At 53.2% G+C, this 16,064-nt stretch carries 13 protein-coding genes; 5 read left to right on the top strand and 8 right to left on the bottom strand.

Going from position 1 to position 16,064, the window contains the following annotated elements; translation table 11 throughout:
- The first annotated feature begins 257 nt into the window (after positions 1-257).
- Both KTE_RS40015 and xylA read left to right on the top strand, forming a co-directional pair.
- A complete protein-coding gene (locus KTE_RS40015; protein WP_201391841.1) occupies positions 258-1,523 on the top strand; it encodes an ROK family transcriptional regulator in 1,266 nt (421 codons plus the stop codon).
- Between the two features lie 138 nt (positions 1,524-1,661).
- Positions 1,662-2,855, top strand: a complete 1,194-nt coding sequence (gene xylA, locus KTE_RS40010) for a xylose isomerase (RefSeq protein WP_201391838.1) — start codon at positions 1,662-1,664, stop codon at positions 2,853-2,855.
- Positions 2,856-3,035: 180 nt separating this feature from the next.
- Here xylA and KTE_RS40005 read toward each other — a convergent pair whose 3' ends face one another.
- Complete coding sequence (locus KTE_RS40005; RefSeq protein WP_201391836.1) at positions 3,036-4,082, bottom strand: hypothetical protein; 1,047 nt, start codon at positions 4,080-4,082, stop codon at positions 3,036-3,038.
- 115 nt (positions 4,083-4,197) lie between these two features.
- Entirely contained in the window at positions 4,198-7,302 is a 3,105-nt protein-coding gene (locus KTE_RS40000; RefSeq protein ID WP_201391834.1) for a LuxR C-terminal-related transcriptional regulator, read from the bottom strand.
- Positions 7,303-7,527: 225 nt separating this feature from the next.
- On the opposite strand from KTE_RS40000, the gene KTE_RS39995 reads away from it, so the two are divergent.
- Positions 7,528-8,475 (top strand): NADP-dependent oxidoreductase, encoded by a 948-nt coding sequence (locus tag KTE_RS39995; RefSeq protein ID WP_201391832.1) that lies wholly within the window; start codon positions 7,528-7,530, stop codon positions 8,473-8,475.
- 6 nt (positions 8,476-8,481) lie between these two features.
- On the opposite strand, the gene KTE_RS39990 is transcribed toward KTE_RS39995, so the two are convergent.
- Positions 8,482-9,327, bottom strand: coding sequence for a phosphotransferase enzyme family protein (locus tag KTE_RS39990; RefSeq protein WP_201391830.1), 846 nt, complete (start codon positions 9,325-9,327; stop codon positions 8,482-8,484).
- 96 nt (positions 9,328-9,423) lie between these two features.
- Positions 9,424-10,155 (bottom strand): MerR family transcriptional regulator, encoded by a 732-nt coding sequence (locus KTE_RS39985; protein ID WP_201376067.1) that lies wholly within the window; start codon positions 10,153-10,155, stop codon positions 9,424-9,426.
- A 185-nt stretch (positions 10,156-10,340) separates the two neighbouring features.
- Between KTE_RS39985 and KTE_RS39980 the strand changes: the two genes are divergently transcribed.
- Positions 10,341-11,648, top strand: a complete 1,308-nt coding sequence (locus KTE_RS39980; protein WP_201391828.1) for an erythromycin esterase family protein — start codon at positions 10,341-10,343, stop codon at positions 11,646-11,648.
- 81 nt (positions 11,649-11,729) lie between these two features.
- Complete coding sequence (locus KTE_RS39975; RefSeq protein WP_201391826.1) at positions 11,730-12,191, top strand: VOC family protein; 462 nt, start codon at positions 11,730-11,732, stop codon at positions 12,189-12,191.
- A 91-nt stretch (positions 12,192-12,282) separates the two neighbouring features.
- Here KTE_RS39975 and KTE_RS39970 read toward each other — a convergent pair whose 3' ends face one another.
- The 4 genes from KTE_RS39970 to KTE_RS39955 form a co-directional block, all read right to left on the bottom strand.
- Positions 12,283-13,752 carry an MDR family MFS transporter gene (locus tag KTE_RS39970; RefSeq protein ID WP_201391824.1) on the bottom strand — a complete coding sequence of 490 codons (1,470 nt, stop codon included), beginning with the start codon at positions 13,750-13,752 and terminating at the stop codon, positions 12,283-12,285.
- Positions 13,753-13,832: 80 nt separating this feature from the next.
- A complete protein-coding gene (locus tag KTE_RS39965) occupies positions 13,833-14,327 on the bottom strand; it encodes a hypothetical protein (protein WP_201391822.1) in 495 nt (164 codons plus the stop codon).
- Positions 14,328-14,535: 208 nt separating this feature from the next.
- Positions 14,536-14,988 carry a DUF3995 domain-containing protein gene (locus tag KTE_RS39960; protein ID WP_201391820.1) on the bottom strand — a complete coding sequence of 151 codons (453 nt, stop codon included), beginning with the start codon at positions 14,986-14,988 and terminating at the stop codon, positions 14,536-14,538.
- A 16-nt stretch (positions 14,989-15,004) separates the two neighbouring features.
- Positions 15,005-16,000 carry an alpha/beta fold hydrolase gene (locus tag KTE_RS39955; protein WP_201391818.1) on the bottom strand — a complete coding sequence of 332 codons (996 nt, stop codon included), beginning with the start codon at positions 15,998-16,000 and terminating at the stop codon, positions 15,005-15,007.
- Positions 16,001-16,064: the final 64 nt, after the last annotated feature.

The raw sequence follows: 16,064 nt of genomic DNA, 5'->3' as shown, positions 1-16,064 counted from the left end.
CAGAGGATCCTACTTTTAGTATACCTAACCAGGTATACTAAAAGCAAGTTTTCTTATTTTCTTTGGGATCTTCGTAGCGCAAGGAAGTAGGGTAATACAGTGCTTAGGTACTTCGTGAAAGTAGCGAAAAAGCGAGCGGAGGGCAGAGTCTTGACAGGAACGATCGTCTTCAGGTATATTTCTTTTTAGAAGCAAAGTTAAGTAAGTTTCTTTACTTATCTGCTCGCCCTCAAGGCCATAGTGAAAGATGAAGAGCAGTGACATCGTTTCTTGAGATCCCGGCGGTTCCCGGCAGTTTGCGGCAGATGAATCGACTGACCGTCTTACGTTTGTTGCGCAAATTTGGCCCCATCACCAAACCCGCGCTGGCCGAATATAGTGGGATTAGTCGTCCAACTATCACCAAATTGGTCGACGAACTGGAAGAACAGGGCTTGGCGGAATGTGTTGGGATAGCCACGCCGACCGCCAGTGGCGGTAAACCTGGTGCGCTATATCGTTTTAACGCGGAGGGGGTGCAGAGTGCAGGGGTCTTTCTCACAGTAGATACCGTGCGCGTCGCGCTGGTCAATGGGAACGGGCGCGTGTTAGGTCGTCTTGAATGTCCCCTGGGGCCGGATCGGCGACCAGAACCTGTCATAAATGCGATCGTCGAGACCTTGCAGGAGCTTCTCGCCTCTCTTCATGTTACACTCCCTCAACTGCTCGGTATAGGGATTGGCGTGCCAGGTTTGACCTCATTCGCGACAGGAGTAGTACATTTTGCACCGCATTTCCCGCAGTGGCAAGATGTACCAGTGAGAGACCTGTTAAAGGCCAGGCTAGGCATCGAGGTGTGGGTAGATAATGACTGCCACGTGCAGGCACTGGCTGAACGTCATTTTGGCGCTGGCCAATCCTGCACAGACTTTGTCTCGGTCGAAAGTGGTATCGGGGTCTCTGCCGCCTTTTATTTACAGGATACCCTCTATCGTGGCGTCGGGGGAACGGCTGGTGAAATCGGCCATATGACAATCCAGGAGGATGGACCGTTGTGCGAGTGTGGCAATCGAGGATGTTGGGAGACCCTGGCCGCAACCACCTGGATGGTAGAGCAAGCATGTCAGTCTGGGCAGACCACGTGGTTGCCCCTACCCACCGACGCACGCGTCGAGAATGGGGCAATAACAACGCGAGAACCTGATGTCATGAATACACTTGCACACGCGATCTTTCGCGCTGCGCAGGAGGGATACCCAGAGGCCATTGATCTTGTTCGTCAGCATGCCATGCACTTTGGTGTAGGGCTTGCCACCATTATTAACACCCTCAACCCACAATGCATCATTATCTGGGGTGACTCAATGAAGGGGGGCAACCTCTTTCTGGAAACCGTGCGCGCTGTTGTCCGTCAGCGCGCCCTGGGGCGCCCACGCGACATGTGTACCATCATCTTTTCATCGTTTGCCCAGGATGTCGGCGTGATTGGGGCGGCGAGTCTTGTCATAGATGCGCTGTTTACCTATCATCAGCCGACATCATAACGTTCTTTGTGTAGCAACGCGGCAGGCTGGTTTTCGTCTGTCCAGAGTTCATCACATGTAGCCCGCATACGGGCATGACCCGGCAAAGCTCGATGGAAGAACTTTGCGGAACATAGTTCAGAGAGGATAAGAAACATCATGACTCAGATCAAAGAAGCAACCAGTGATCAGTATACGCCAACGAAGGCAGACAAATTTAGTTTTGGTTTATGGACCGTCGGGAACCAAGGACGTGACCCCTTTGGCGAGGTTGTCCGCCCTGAACTCCAGTCAACGTACATTGTCAAAAAGCTTTCAGAACTGGGAGCCTGGGGTGTGAACCTGCATGACAACGACCTTGTCCCCTTTGACGCCACCCCTCAGAAGCGCGACCAGATCGTACGCGACTTTAAACAGGCACTCAACGACTATGGCATGGTTGTCCCCGAGGCCACGACCGACCTTTTCCGCCATCCCGTCTTCAAGGATGGCGCTTTTACCTCGGTCGATCCCAGTGTGCGGTCTTTTGCTCTGCAAAAGACCATGCGTTCCATCGACCTGGGCGTAGAATTGGGCGCACCCATCTATGTCTTCTGGGGAGGGCGTGAAGGCGTGGATGCCGAGGCCAGCAAGAATCCCGTCGATGCCATCAAGCGTATGCGTGACGCCATCAATTTTCTGAGCGAGTACGTCCTTGACAATGGCTATCAACTGCGTTTCGCCCTGGAACCCAAGCCCAACGAACCCCGTTCCGATACCTATTTTCCGACCATCGGTCATATGCTGGCCTTCATCGCTACTCTTGACCATCCCGAAATGGTTGGTGTCAATCCCGAAGTGGCCCATGAGCACATGTTGGGGCTCAATTTCGTCCATGGAGTTGCTCAGGCGTTGGAAGCTGGAAAACTCTTCCATATTGACCTCAACGACCAGAAGGGCCCACGGTATGATCAGGACCTGCGCTTCGGGAGTGAAAACATCAAGAGCCTGTTCTTCCTGGTCAAATTGTTAGAGGAGCAGGGGTATACAGGCCCACGTCACTTTGATGCCCATGCCTATCGTACTGAGGACGAGCAGGGCGTCTGGGACTTTGCTACTGGTTGTATGCGCACCTATAACATATTCAAAGAGAAGGCGCGTCGTTTTAACGCCGACCCCGAAATCCAGGCCCTGTTACAGGAGATCAACAGCGGCGACTCCGTCCATGCCGCCCTCTTCAGTGGTGGATATAGCAAAGCGGCTGCGAATCAGATCAAGGCGATCGACTTCCAGCCTGACATGCTGGCGCGACGTGGCTATAAATACGAGAAACTCGACCAGTTGACCATTGAACTCTTGCTTGGCACGCGCTAAGCACAGGAACTGAGCGTCATCCTTGAAAAGAGCAACGAGGTTACTATCTTTGTATCCTCATCGTTGCTCTTTTCTCACTCATCAACAATGGCCTCTTGATAGCGTTTTGATGTTTAACACCTACAGGCTGAATTCTTGTCACACCTCGGGTTCTGACGATCTCAGGTCAATCCCCAGTGATCAGACATCTGCCGCAAGTTGCTGGCGCGCTGATCTGCTTGCCTGAAGTGAGGGCAGAACCACCAGCAGAGCCATCAGAAGCGCACGGCCACAGGCATCTCCAGTGAGTTCTAGCACATTGCCTACGCGCATCATTATCGGCCATGAGGTCTGCCCAAGTAAAGGAATCCAGGCTTCCAATGCCGCCCCAACCAGCGCGATATATAGGCCTGTGGACCAGCGTGATTTGGGCATCACGGCGATGATAGGCAGCATTGCCAGCACAAAGAGTATGCCACGTACCGCCTCCAAGACGAGTGTGGTTGCAGTGGAAGGCACTACTGTATGTAGTGAGGCAATAAATGCCGAATCGTAATAATACGCGTGTTCAAGTGGTGTCACCAGCATCCCGAAGAACAGGTAAATCGCCGCATAAGGCACGCCTGCGATCACGATGCGCCAGGTCCAGGAGAAAAAACGACGCTCACGCATCACCTGAGTAAAGCGTGGAGCGTTCCGTGCATCCTCATTCGCCGGAATCAGCCAGGCGATGATACCGGTGATGAATAGCAGAGGCAGTCCTTCGATAATCAGCGCCGCAACCAGGGAAAACGGGGTTAACAGGCTCGTGTAAAAATATGCCTCGATCATATCGGTAAGTGTACCAGTGATATAGAGTGGCACAAAAATCGCTAAAAAACGCGGAAAACGGTGGTAAAAGACTCGACGGGCCAGAGGAGTCATACTTGCCACATAGAACACACCAGAAATAACACGGATAATGATATTTTGTGCGGTGAATGTAGCCGATGGTTTCCCAGATGACAAGAGAGACGCAAACACGGTGAGCACAACCGCCGATAACAATCCTCCAATGACGACACGAACGATCAGATGCATTGGGGTGATATCCCTCTGGTGCGTTTTTGCAATATCTTGTTGTTTATTCATTCTTTCTACCTTTATTTTTAGAGCAGAAACAGTAGTATTTAGGTAAATTGCAACAAGGCCTTCCGCCGTCGCACTACTAGTAAGGTAAGTTGATGTGTGCGGCGTATGTAATGCCATGAGCCCTACCTTCCACGACTGTAGCCGATAAAAAGGGGGTATGTCATCACCTAAACGAGGTATTGCAATGTGCAAAGATGAAATCAATCGAGCAACTATCGAGAAGTGGGAGATGTTAGAGCAAGCCTAGTTCCCTGGCACGGGCAATTGCTTGCGTACGGCTATGGACATTGAGTTTGTCATAAATGTGTTTGGTATGCGTCTTGACTGTGTTTTCAGCCCGTACGAGACGTCGGGCTATTTCCCGATCTGTGTATCCTTCCGCCAGGCAGCGCAAGATGACAAATTCATGTTCACTCAGCAGTTCTGTGCTTGCGCTGTTCTCGGCAGGTTTCTCTGCCATATCTTGCTTGTCTAGCATAGCCAGGAGTTGTCGGGTGTAATTTGGAGAATAGTTCGCTAGTGGCTTGAGATTGCGCAAAATCTTGAGAAGAGGTAGAAGCGCTTCACCCATGTCAATAAATGTACGGCTATAGCCCAGAGGTTCGGCCAGTTCTAACGCCAGCGCTAGCTCTCCTGTTGCTTCAGGAACATGTTCTTCCGCGTACAATGCGAGAGCATGAAGAATCAGCCATTGGATACGACGCCTTTTATTCGGTCCATTCATGAGAGGACTCTGAAGTTGCGCGAGCAATCTCTTCGCACCAGGGAGATTGCCCTGTGCGAGGTACAGGCGGATCAGGACCAACAATTCAATCAGCAGAAAATAGGTTGATGGCAGCGAGGCAATGGTCTCCACTTCACCATAGAAGTAGAGCCCTGTAGCGTGGGCGCAGCGAACAGCAGCATCTATGTCATGTGCAGCCAGCCAGAGAACAACGGGGCGGCGTGTGACAAAATCCAGAAAGAACGGATCGTTGGTCTGGTGGGCCAGTTCCTGGGCTTGCTGTAAGAGCGTGTGCGCGTCCTGCAGACTGCCCTGAGCCAGTCTGACATCAGCCAGTGTCAGCGTGCAGTCAATCGCCTGGATACTATTTCCGCCACGCCTGGCTAGTTCAAGACCTGCGACCAGATGGTTCTGCGCGCCCTCCAGATCATTCCACTCATACAACAGATTTCCATATCCAGCATGGATATGCCCCATCACGGCGGAATGCATCAGACCATGATGGGTAGCGAGCTGAATACCTTGTCGATACGTCGCATTTGCCAGGCCAGGCCGACCCAGCAAAACCTGTGTCTGCCCCAAGAGATGTAAAGCAGTGAGTGCGCGATAAGGATCATGCCTCTGAAGGTCAGGGTGAACAACTTCACGCAACACCTGCTCAGCTTCGACCAGGTTGCCAGCATGCAAGTAAGCCCCGCCCATTGCGGCTCGCACGCTGGTCCTCCACTCCAGATCATCCTTTGGTAGGAGAGCCAGAGCCTCGAACACGTAAGCCAGAGACTTCTGCGCTTCTCCTCTCGAGCTATACAGATGTGCGTAGAGTGCTGCTACGCGTCCACGAAACGTATCAACCATGTTGGAAGCTATCTTCTCAATGCCTACGTGTTCCAAATCGCGCAAGATTTCTTCCGCCTGGTCCAGACGCCCACTTGCAATGTACAATCTGACCAAAGCCTGGCATAGCCAGGGGCGCTCTGTCAGTAAATCAGTTGGCAAAAGTTCCTTCCAGAGTGTGACACTGGCAAACTCATTCTGTTTGAGCATCGTATCAACCAGACGCTCAAGCAGATCTGCTGCGCGTACAAAATCCGTCGCGGCCAGCGCGTGTCGGATCGCATCTTCCAGCAAATTATGTTGCTCATACCACGCACTGGCCAGTCGATGGAGTGTGCCAAAATACTCTGGTTGTTCCTGGCGCACACGATTACTCAAGGCCTCCATTAGGAGATGATGATAGCGATACCAGCGGCCTTCGTTGTCCAGAGGAAAGAGAAAGAGATTCTTCTGTTCCAGGTAGGCCAGCATAGTTGTCCCATTCTTCTCGCCAATCAGAGTATCACAAAGGGAAGCCGTAAAGCGTTCTAGTACCGAGGTAGCCAGCAAGAAACGTTGCACATGCTCTGGCTGGCGCTCCAGCACCTCGTCTACCAAGTAGCTCAGAATAAAACGATGGCTCCCTTTGAATGAAGAGATAAACTGAGCAGTATCCTGGAGCGAATACAATGAAAGAGCGGCCAGTTGCAAGCCGGTAATCCACCCTTCGGTACGTTCCATCAGCATCTCTATATCAGCCTTTGCCAGCGCAAGATGTTCGGTCTGCGCAAAAAAGACCTCGGCCTCGGCGGATGTGAAGGAGAGATCGGCGGAATGTAGCTCAACGAGATGACGTTTGGCACGGAGTGAGGCAATAGAGAAAGGTAACTCGTGACGCGAGGCGAGCACAAGATGAACGTGCTTGGGTAGATGGTCGAGGAAAAACACCAGTGAGTCATGAATAGCCTGCGCTTCAATGAGATGATAATCATCCAGGATAATCACTGTCTCGTTGCCCTCTTCGCCTAGAATATTTAGCAATTCGCGCACTGTTGGTACGAGCGACACAGGCGGCTGGGAGCGCACCATTTCCAGGAGAGGTGTGACATTCTCAAGTGAGGCTCGTTGCAGAGCAGCAAGAATGTACGACCAGAAACGCGCGGGATCGTTATCTTCTTTATCCAACGCGACCCAGGCGATCAGCGCAGAAGATTGGCGCACCCATTCGCTGAGCAAAGTCGTTTTTCCAGACCCTGCCGCGGCAGAGAGCAGAATCAAGCGGCGCCGCAGGCCCACATTGAGGCGCTGGACAAGCCGAGCGCGCGCGACCAGATGTGCCTGGAACACAGGGATGTGCAATTTTGTATGCAACAGATGGTAAGTAGGCCGATTGTGCACTATCTTGTGGCTCTTACTCACGTTTAACGCCGCAAGAACTGCTGATTTCTCGTTTTTTTCTGTCACCCATGAATTACGTTTATCGTCTTCCTGCTCCAGACGTTGAGCCAGTTCCTGAGCCACAGCCTTGAGTCGGGCCATTGTTAACTGGTTGCTTTTGCCTAGATAGACTCGATAGAGCTTTCCTTGCTTTTTGCGATAAGCCCGCCAGTACGAGCCACCACGACCATTAGATACCCGTTCTTTGCGCGCGGAAAATGCTCCATACTGACTATGAAAGGTGAATTGCGCCACCTCCTCAACCCAGGCATACCAAGCAGGAGTCTCAACAGCCAACAATGGAACCAAAGAAGGTTTTGTAGAGGCATAGACGTATGCGTCTTCCTGTACAACGTATTTCATTGAGGACTGGTCTTCTTTCTAGTTAGTTCCCGAACAGTATAACATCAGTTCGGGAACCAACACCAGAATCGTCGTCTTATCCAAAGCTTTTTTGGACTGGTCGAGAATAGATTAGGAGCCTACTCTCTTGCCCATTAGTACAGGTTAGATACTGACCGTTTGCCTCACGACCTTGTTACACTACCATGCTACTATTGAAGGCAAATAATAGAGGAGGTTGTATGTATGCCGCCACAGACAATGAAGGCTATACAGGTTCAGCAATATGGCGGACCTGAAGAACTAAAACTTGAGGAAGTAGCACGGCCAGAGCCAGCCATAGGTGAGGTGCTGATACGTGTTCATGCTACGGGTGTACTGCCAATTGAGTGGAAGATCCGTCAGGGAGCGTTTCACGCCATTATGCCAGCATCTTTCCCTTATATTCCAGGTAGTGCTGTTGCTGGAGTCGTAGAGGCGGTTGGTCGTGGCGTTAGTGAGTTTCGGAAGGGGCAGGCGGTCTATGGTCGCAGCAATAAGGGAAGCTATGCCGAGTATACAACCGCTGCAGTAGAGAACCTGGCACTTAAGCCAGAAGCGCTCAGCTTCGATGAAGCGGCGACGATTTCAGGTGGAGCAACAACTGCCTGGACGGCACTCTTTGAGACAGCTGAATTGCGAGCTGGACAAAGCATCCTGATTCATGGGGCGGCGGGTGGCGTGGGACTCTTCGCCGTCCAGTTTGCCCGCTGGAAGGGGGCACGAGTCATTGGAACTGCGTCGACGCCTAATGTAGACTTCGTACGCTCCCTTGGCGCCGAGACTGTAGTAGATTATACAACGACGCCATTTGAGCAGGTGGTGCAAGATGTAGATGTCGTGCTGGACCCGATAGGCGGCGATGTATTGGGACGTTCTTTGCACGTGGTCAGGCGAGGGGGCATACTGGTATCGCTTCTTGTATCACCATCGCAGGAGCAGGCGCAAGCGTTAGGCATCCGCGCTACGAAGAACACGGCTTCGCTTCCCTATCCATCGACCCGCCTCCTGGGAGATATAGAGCAATTATTGGTCAAAGGCCAGGCGCGAACCGTTATTGCGCGAACCTTTCCCCTTCACCAAGCAGAACACGCCCATGAACTCAGTCAAAGTGGTCACGGGCGCGGACGCATTGTGCTTCATATAGCCGATTGAGCTTAACTATGCCTCTATAGCAAGCTCCAACTCGATCCTGTATTTCGCGGCGAGATCGTGAAAGCCTCGATTCAGCAACCACGTGATCGAACCCAGTAGGCGCAGAAGGCGATAGTGGGCCAGTAAGTGCTGTGTCTCTGCGTTGTTTGCGATGGTGCCATAGCCCTCTAGGAAGGGAGCTGTCAGCGCATGGTCCCACAGCGTGAGAACCGCGATATCCAGGAGCGGGTCGCCAGGCTGCGCGTCGATAAAATCCAGAAAGGCCAGAACCTTCTGGCTCTGGGGATCAAGCAGAATATGCTCATCCTGAAGATCACCATGAAGCAGTCCAATTGGGCGTTGTGCCAGAAGAGGCCGCAGGCGTTCAAAGCGTTCTCGCAATCCTCTTGCTTGCCCCTTATCGAGCACGCCTGCTTGCCTGGCCTGCTCGATCTCCAGGTTGCCCCACCACAAAATAAACTCTTCCCAGTGTTGCTGGCCTCCTGAGAAGGGCGGTTGTGCGCCCAACCCATGTAAGCATCGCAGATACACTCCTGCTTCCCTGGCGGCGTCTGGATAGTGTGAGGAGAGAGGAACGCCGATCACCTGGCGCATGGCGAAGACTGCGGGCGGACCCGCTTCAAAGTTCAGGACCTTCGGTGTTGGCAGCCCGGCTGATGCCGCCTGCTGTGCGACTTTATAATCACGTCGTAGCGCTCGTACGTCGCTATATACCTTCAAGGTAATGCGTGCCTCTTCAGCCAGGAAGATAGCGCGATCAGGTTGTGTATAGAGCGGCTTCAGCGGCTCTCGTGAGCCAGTAAGGCGCGTGAGCATGTCCGTAGCTGCTAATGCTAAACTGTGATTAGCCAATATTCCTTCTCCATAATTCTATAGCCGAATCAGTGGCAACACAAAGGCAAGAGACGCCTTTTCCCCACACATGTAGGGCCCAAGCTAACATGGACCTTACATGCTCTCTAGCTCCCCACAAAACTCGTGTACATAGTGCTGAAAGTTGGCCATCGCCTTAACACACAGCCAGCTTGTTCGCGTCAGTTCCTCGCGCCTCTTCTCCACTGTCACAATAGCTTTTTCTGGCCGACCTGCCGCCAGCTCGTCCAGGACTGATTGGATCACATCGAAGTTATAGCCAGCCTCCCTGAGCAGGACGATCACGCGCAGGCGCTGCATCTGTTGCTCGTCATAGAGGCGATAGCGGCTATCCTGGTCGCGTACCGGGCGCAGAAGACCCTGCTGTTCCCAGAAATGCAGGGCCGAGACACGCACACCCACCTGCCTGGCTGCCTCTCCCACGCGGAGACTCTGGGAAGGGTGCGCGCTTTGTAGAGAAGCGGGTTGCGCGGCCAATGCATGCAGCGCCGAAAACGTCTGCTCAACTTGCAGACGTTTGTTGGCAAGCTCGGCGTGGCGTGAGTCTATCAGGGCCAGCGAGGCAGAAAGGTCCCCCTGGTGAAGGGCCTGCATAATCGCCGACGTCCGTTGCCAGCTATAGCCACCGACCATGCCGCGAGCGGTCTTGAGCGCGGCAAGGTGGCGCTGGGTATAGAGACGATAGCCGCTCTTGCTGCGCGAGGCCGCTGGTAGCAGCCCCCAGGCCTCATAGTTACGTACCTGCTGAACACTGATCCCTGTGGCCCTGGCCAGGTCAATAGTACGCAGAGAATCGCGAAGTACCATGTAAAACCCTCAGATATATGTGAAGACTTTTCGCATTTACATGCCTCTTTATACCACATGGAATCAGAACTTAACTCTCCATACTTGCATCTGTGTTATAAAGTAGGTGTGATCTGAAAAAAGCCTGGCCAGCGTGGATCTGAAGCAGATGAAAGCAAAAGTGAAAACAACGGAGGTTTTGCCTGATGACTCACCCGGTCCTCACATATACAACCCTCGATGACTGGATTGCGCGCGAGGCGCTTCCCTTCTCTCTCGATGAACCGAAGGCCTTCAGCGCCGCTGTCGACCAGGTGAGCGCTTCCCTTAGCGATTCGGTGGAACTGCTTGGCTTAGGCGAAGCGCTTCACGGAGGCGAGGACCTTCTCATTCTACGCAACCGCCTCTTCCAGCACCTGGTGGAGGCGCATGACTATAGCGCCATTGCCATTGAGAGCAGTTTCCCTCGGGCGCACATCGTGAACGAGTACATGGCTGGTCATGGTCCGGCATCGTATGAGGCAGTGCAGGACACTGGATTTAGCCACGGTTTTGGCCGACTCGACGCAAATCGAGAACTCGTGGAGTGGATGAGGCAATACAATTCCGATCCTTCCCATCATATCAAACTCCAGTTTTATGGCTTCGATAGCCCAACTGAAATGATGGGCAGCGATAGTCCACGCCAGGTCCTGCACTTTGTGCTCGACTACCTCACCTCGGTTGATCCTGCTAGCGGCCAGGAGTATTGCCAGCACATTGACCTATTGCTTGGTCAAGACACCGATTGGGAGAATCCGGCCGCCATGATGGATCCGGCGCAGTCGACAGGCCTCTCGCCAGCCGCAACGGCACTACGAATTGAGACGGAGGACCTCATTTCAGAACTGCACGTACGCCGTCCCGAACTGGTGGCGATGAGCGACGAGCGCCGCTACTTAGAAGTTGTGCATTATGCTAGAGTGGCAAGGCAGTTACTGAACTATCACGCCACCGTGGCGCGAGTAACGAGCGACCGAACTGCCAAACTTCTCGGTATGCGTGATGCATTGATGGCGGATAACCTGGTGTACATGGTGGCGCGTGAGCGGGGCCGAGGGAAAGTATTTGTCTTCGCTCACAACAGCCATTTGCGCCGTGGTAAAACAGAGTGGCAGCTCGGCCCCGATCTCCACACATGGTGGCCGGCGGGCGCGCACCTTCATGAGATGCTTGGCTCGCGCTATGCCGTCATCGGTTCAGCAGTGGGTGTTTCGGAGGCCAATGGCATCGGCCAGCCCGAACCCGGCACGCTTGAGGGCCGCCTGACTGTCATGCCGGGGCCAGCACGTTTCCTTCTCACTCACCGGGAGCAGGGGCTTCCAAACGCGGAGATTACAGCACTTCCAACTCGCTCTGGCAGCGCGAAGAACCCTACCTACTTCGCCCTCACGCCTCAAAGCCTCACTGATTTCGACTGGCTGGCCATCCTGGACGCAACAACATACAGTCGTGGTGGTCCATCGTTACCATAAGGGCATTAACATTGAACACGCGTTCTTTTTTGTGTATACTGAGTTATAGAAGGATGAACAGTTTTGCGGAGGAGTCGGGATATGTATTTTGCCTCAGGCAAATCGGTAACGAATCGCTCTATACCAGCGAGCACAGTTATTCCTGTACTGGCTTACGAAGATGTACTGCAGGCTGCAGAGTGGCTTTGCAAAACATTTGGTTTTAAAGAGCGCCTACTCATAGGCCATCATCGCGTTCAGCTTACGGTGGGTGATGCTGCGGTTATTGTAAATGAGGGGAAGCCAGAAACGTCTTCTCGCGCTGAGAGTCACTCTGTACTAATACGCGTAGAGGATGTGGACCGCCACTATGAATTTACGTGCGAACGTGGCGCGCACATCTTGCGACCACCAACAACTTACCCTTATGGGGAGAGGCAATACATCGTCGAAGATCCTGGTGGCCATCGCTGGACCTTCTCACAATCCGTCGCCGACGCTGACCCCGAGGAATGGGGCGGGACCTGGCCCAGCACAGAAAAAACCTCAAAGGAAGGCTTTTAAGACACCTAGAGGCCCGACGCTGCTAAAGCACGCATCTGCGTATAATGGTATATAGATGCGCGCTTTAGCAGCGTCGGTCAGCTCTATTGCGTTATATGCCGGCTTCGACCTGGAGCGCAGACTCCAGTACCTGCTCGGGCTCGACCTGTTTCCCGCGCTGACGCATGGTGGAGGCAGCGTCCTTATCGCGCACGCGCAGGGCGAAACTGACTGCGATGACCGCGAGAATGGCCGAGGTGATGAAGGCGGCGTGATAGGCCGTCAGATTCGGCTGAACGCTACCATTGGCGATATGTGTCATTCCGACGGTGCTCATGACGGTACTGATAAGCGCTACGCCAAGCGAGGCTCCCACCTGGCGCTGGGCATTGTTCAGCGCCGAGGCCTGGCCGGTTTCAGCAGGCGAAATCGTCGCGAAGGCCGCAGCCTGCACAGGGATAAAGGCATAGGCCATGCCTGCCCCGGTCAAGAACATCAGCCCACGCATCACCCACAGGCTGGTATCCATGCCCATGCTAAGCATGCACAGCTCGATAATCGTAACCCCGATCAAGCCACCAGCGATGAGGCGGCGTGGTCCCACCTTGGGATAGAGACGCGCCACAATCTGGGTTGAGACGAGAACGCCGAGCGCCTCGGGGAAGGTCGTCAGGCCCGAGGTAAACGCGGAGACGCCACGCGCCTCCTGGAGGAAGAGCGGGGCAGCGTAGAGCAAGCCCATAAAGCCCGCGCCCGAGAAGACTGTGACCAGGTTACAGGTGCGGAAGAGCTTGTTATTGAACAGGTGCAGATCGAGCATGGGATGCGTCGAGCTGAGCTCGACAAACACAAAGGCAACCAGCATAAGCAGGCCCACGATACCCGTGCCCAGAATGGTACCGTTGGTCCAGCCATAGACCGGTCCCTCGCTCAGCGCATACATGGTCAACGCCAGGCCGATACCTGCCAGGAGGAAGCCCAGGATATCGAAGCGCTTATTAGTGTTTTCGTAATACTCATGCAGGAAGAACAGGGCGAAAATACTGGCCAGGATGCCCAGGGGGACATTAATATAAAAGACCCAGCGCCAGGAGAGCTTATCCACCAGCAGGCCTCCGATAATCGGACCCGTGGCGGGCGCGATCACGGTCGGGATATTGAGGATGCGTGAGACCTGCACACGCTCCTCGGGCGGAAAGGTCCGGTAGAGAATGGCGGTGCCGACAGGGGTCAGGGCGCCACCCGCCAGGCCCTGCAAGACGCGAAACGCGACCAGCATTGGCAGGCTCGTTGCCAGGCCACAGAGGGCGGAGGCGACAGTAAAGAGGACGAGCGCGCTAACAAAGATTCGCTTGGTTCCCACGCGATCACCCAGCCAACCCGAGACAGGAATAATCACCGCCAGGCTTACGAGATAGCCCACAACAATAGCGTCAATAGCCGTACCAGTCACATTAAACTGGCGGCTCAAAGCGGGGAGAGCCACGTTCACGACCGTCGAGTCCATAATACTCATAAACATTGCCGCGACGAAGACCACACTAACCGCCACCTTAGGATTCATCTGCACACGAGAAGACATTGATGCTCCAATTCATAGTATTTTAAGAAAAATATGTGGATATATACATGAACAAAGTGGGAAGCTGCAAATCTTCCCACTTACTCCTGGCTGGCTTTTTTCGGGCGGCGTGTATGTTGGAGACGTTTCTTTTGAGAATTGAATTCTCCACGCGACACACAGACCGGGCAGGTACACCAGGCGCGCTCACGCGCATCTGGCATATAGCGCCAGCCCACCACTCGCGAAATAGATTGGACTTTGCGAATATCTTTGGCGCTAATTGAGCGCGGAATGATCAGCTCAAACCCTTGCGGGTCATCTTGCTGCATAAGTTCGCTGATAGCCTCAGTCACGGGTAGATGCTCATGCGGTCGAGCATAACGGCCAAACCAGACCATTTCCTCATCCGGCACGTGAAAGTAGATGCCCACAAAGGTACGCTGTCCTCGGCGCTTGAGTTCGCGCAGCCACTGATGCGAGACATAGTAATTTTGCATGACGGGCATACAATAGACACCACGCCCCTTGCGGATACCAGCTTTGCGAATACGTTTTACATCTTTTGTAGCTGTCAGGTGGACCAGAATCGGCATAGAAGATACCATCCATTACTCTCTCAAAAGGGGGAGCGGTTCACACATTACTGACCGCTTACTCTTCTGACGAGTAGCGGCCGGATTTTGTCACAAGAAAAGGCGTTGTGCCTCCACTGAAGGCTCTGAAGAAAAGAGACGCCGTCCTGCCCCATCCAACAGGCTCCGGGTGAAGCAGGAAGATACGCAAAGCTGTTTCTCTCAAACCTTAGAAGGACGCTGCCGCCGCCGCGGCGACAAAGAGTACCAGGCAAAGGGGCGTATAAACTATGAGATTGAGTTTGTAGAACATTTCACTCCTGGATGCGGCCAGGCGTAGTGCCCACACAATCCCTGCTAGACCACGCAGTAGGAGTCCTATCGTAACGGCCAGAGTGCCGAGTTGAAGCAACGAACTGGGAATGAGTTGTTCAAACATCCCAAGATAATGGACCCGAGCTAACACAATCAAGGCACCACAAAACAGCAGGCAGGCGAGTGGAACAAGGACCGCTGGCCTGAAGGAGCGGGTTTTGTTTATGTTGAGTACCGCCTGCGCCAGTGAGAGTTTATCGCGTGCGGGCCAAAGTCGGCCTGTCGCCCAGTATATATGCAGTAAGCCATCGGCTACAAGCGCTAATGAGACCAAAATTCCCGCGAGTTCTTTTATATATTGATCCATTATTTCCTCCTCTTCCCTATGCGGCTAAAAAGCTCAAGAGCAACTGTTTCACTTTTTCAGGCTGATCATCATAAACGAGGTGTCCGGCATGATCGAGCACAACAATGGTGGCCTGTGGGTCCAATTGGTGCCAGCGCCGAACATAGCTGGATGAGTCCTCAATCGTATCTTGCTTGCCCCAGATGACCAGGGTCGGCGTCTTCATTTTTGGAATGAGTTGATCTGTCACGCTCCAATCAAGATTGCGTTCTAGCACCCACTGCGAGACCAGGTTGCACTGAAAAGTCAGCGGGGGATAGAGTTCTTGTGCCATATCAGCTGTCACCTCTGACTTATTGGCCAGGAGTCCCTCCAACAGTTGCCTCGTCGCATCAACGCTTGTTGGCATAGAGAGCTTCATTGCGGCTTCGCCAATTACCGGCCACTTTGCAAGCTCATAAAACCACGGGTCGGGGAGATCTAAACCTGTATTGTCCATGCCGACATATTTGATTACCCGCTCAGGATGTTTCTCGGTAAAGTACAGAGCCATGCCACCGCCCCAGGAATTACCGCCGAATACGGCCCTGGGGATGTGCAGCTTATTCATAAACGTTAGCAACGACTGGTCAATCGAGTCCAGCGTGTAAATGGTTGTAAAGTTGGGATTCTTTGCGGTCGGCGTTGTATACCCATCACCTGGCGGATCAATGACGTAGACTGAGTAATGTGGTGCCAGAGCGGCGGTGATAGAACGAAATTCATAGATCCAGGCACCACCACCTGGCATGAGTACGACCGGCTCTCCACTCCCTTCATGCAGATAATGCAAACGAAAGTTGCCCGCGTCGATGTAGTGATCGAGGTGCTGCTCCTGAATTTGTCTCAAATAGGCAGGTACATGTGTATGATCCTCCGGAGGCATGTAGATATAAGCAACGAATAATAAGGCAACGAGGCAAAGTGACAACAAAGCGACAAAACTATAAATCGTTCGACGTAACCACCTGTGCTTTAACCAGAAATGTTTCATATGCTTCTCTCTTTCTATTGATAGCCATATATTCGCTGAACATACAGCGAATATAGCAGGTAAA

The organism is Ktedonobacter sp. SOSP1-85 (assembly GCF_016587415.1).
Lineage (GTDB): Bacteria > Chloroflexota > Ktedonobacteria > Ktedonobacterales > Ktedonobacteraceae > Ktedonobacter.
This window is presented reverse-complemented; position numbering and strand designations above follow the sequence as displayed.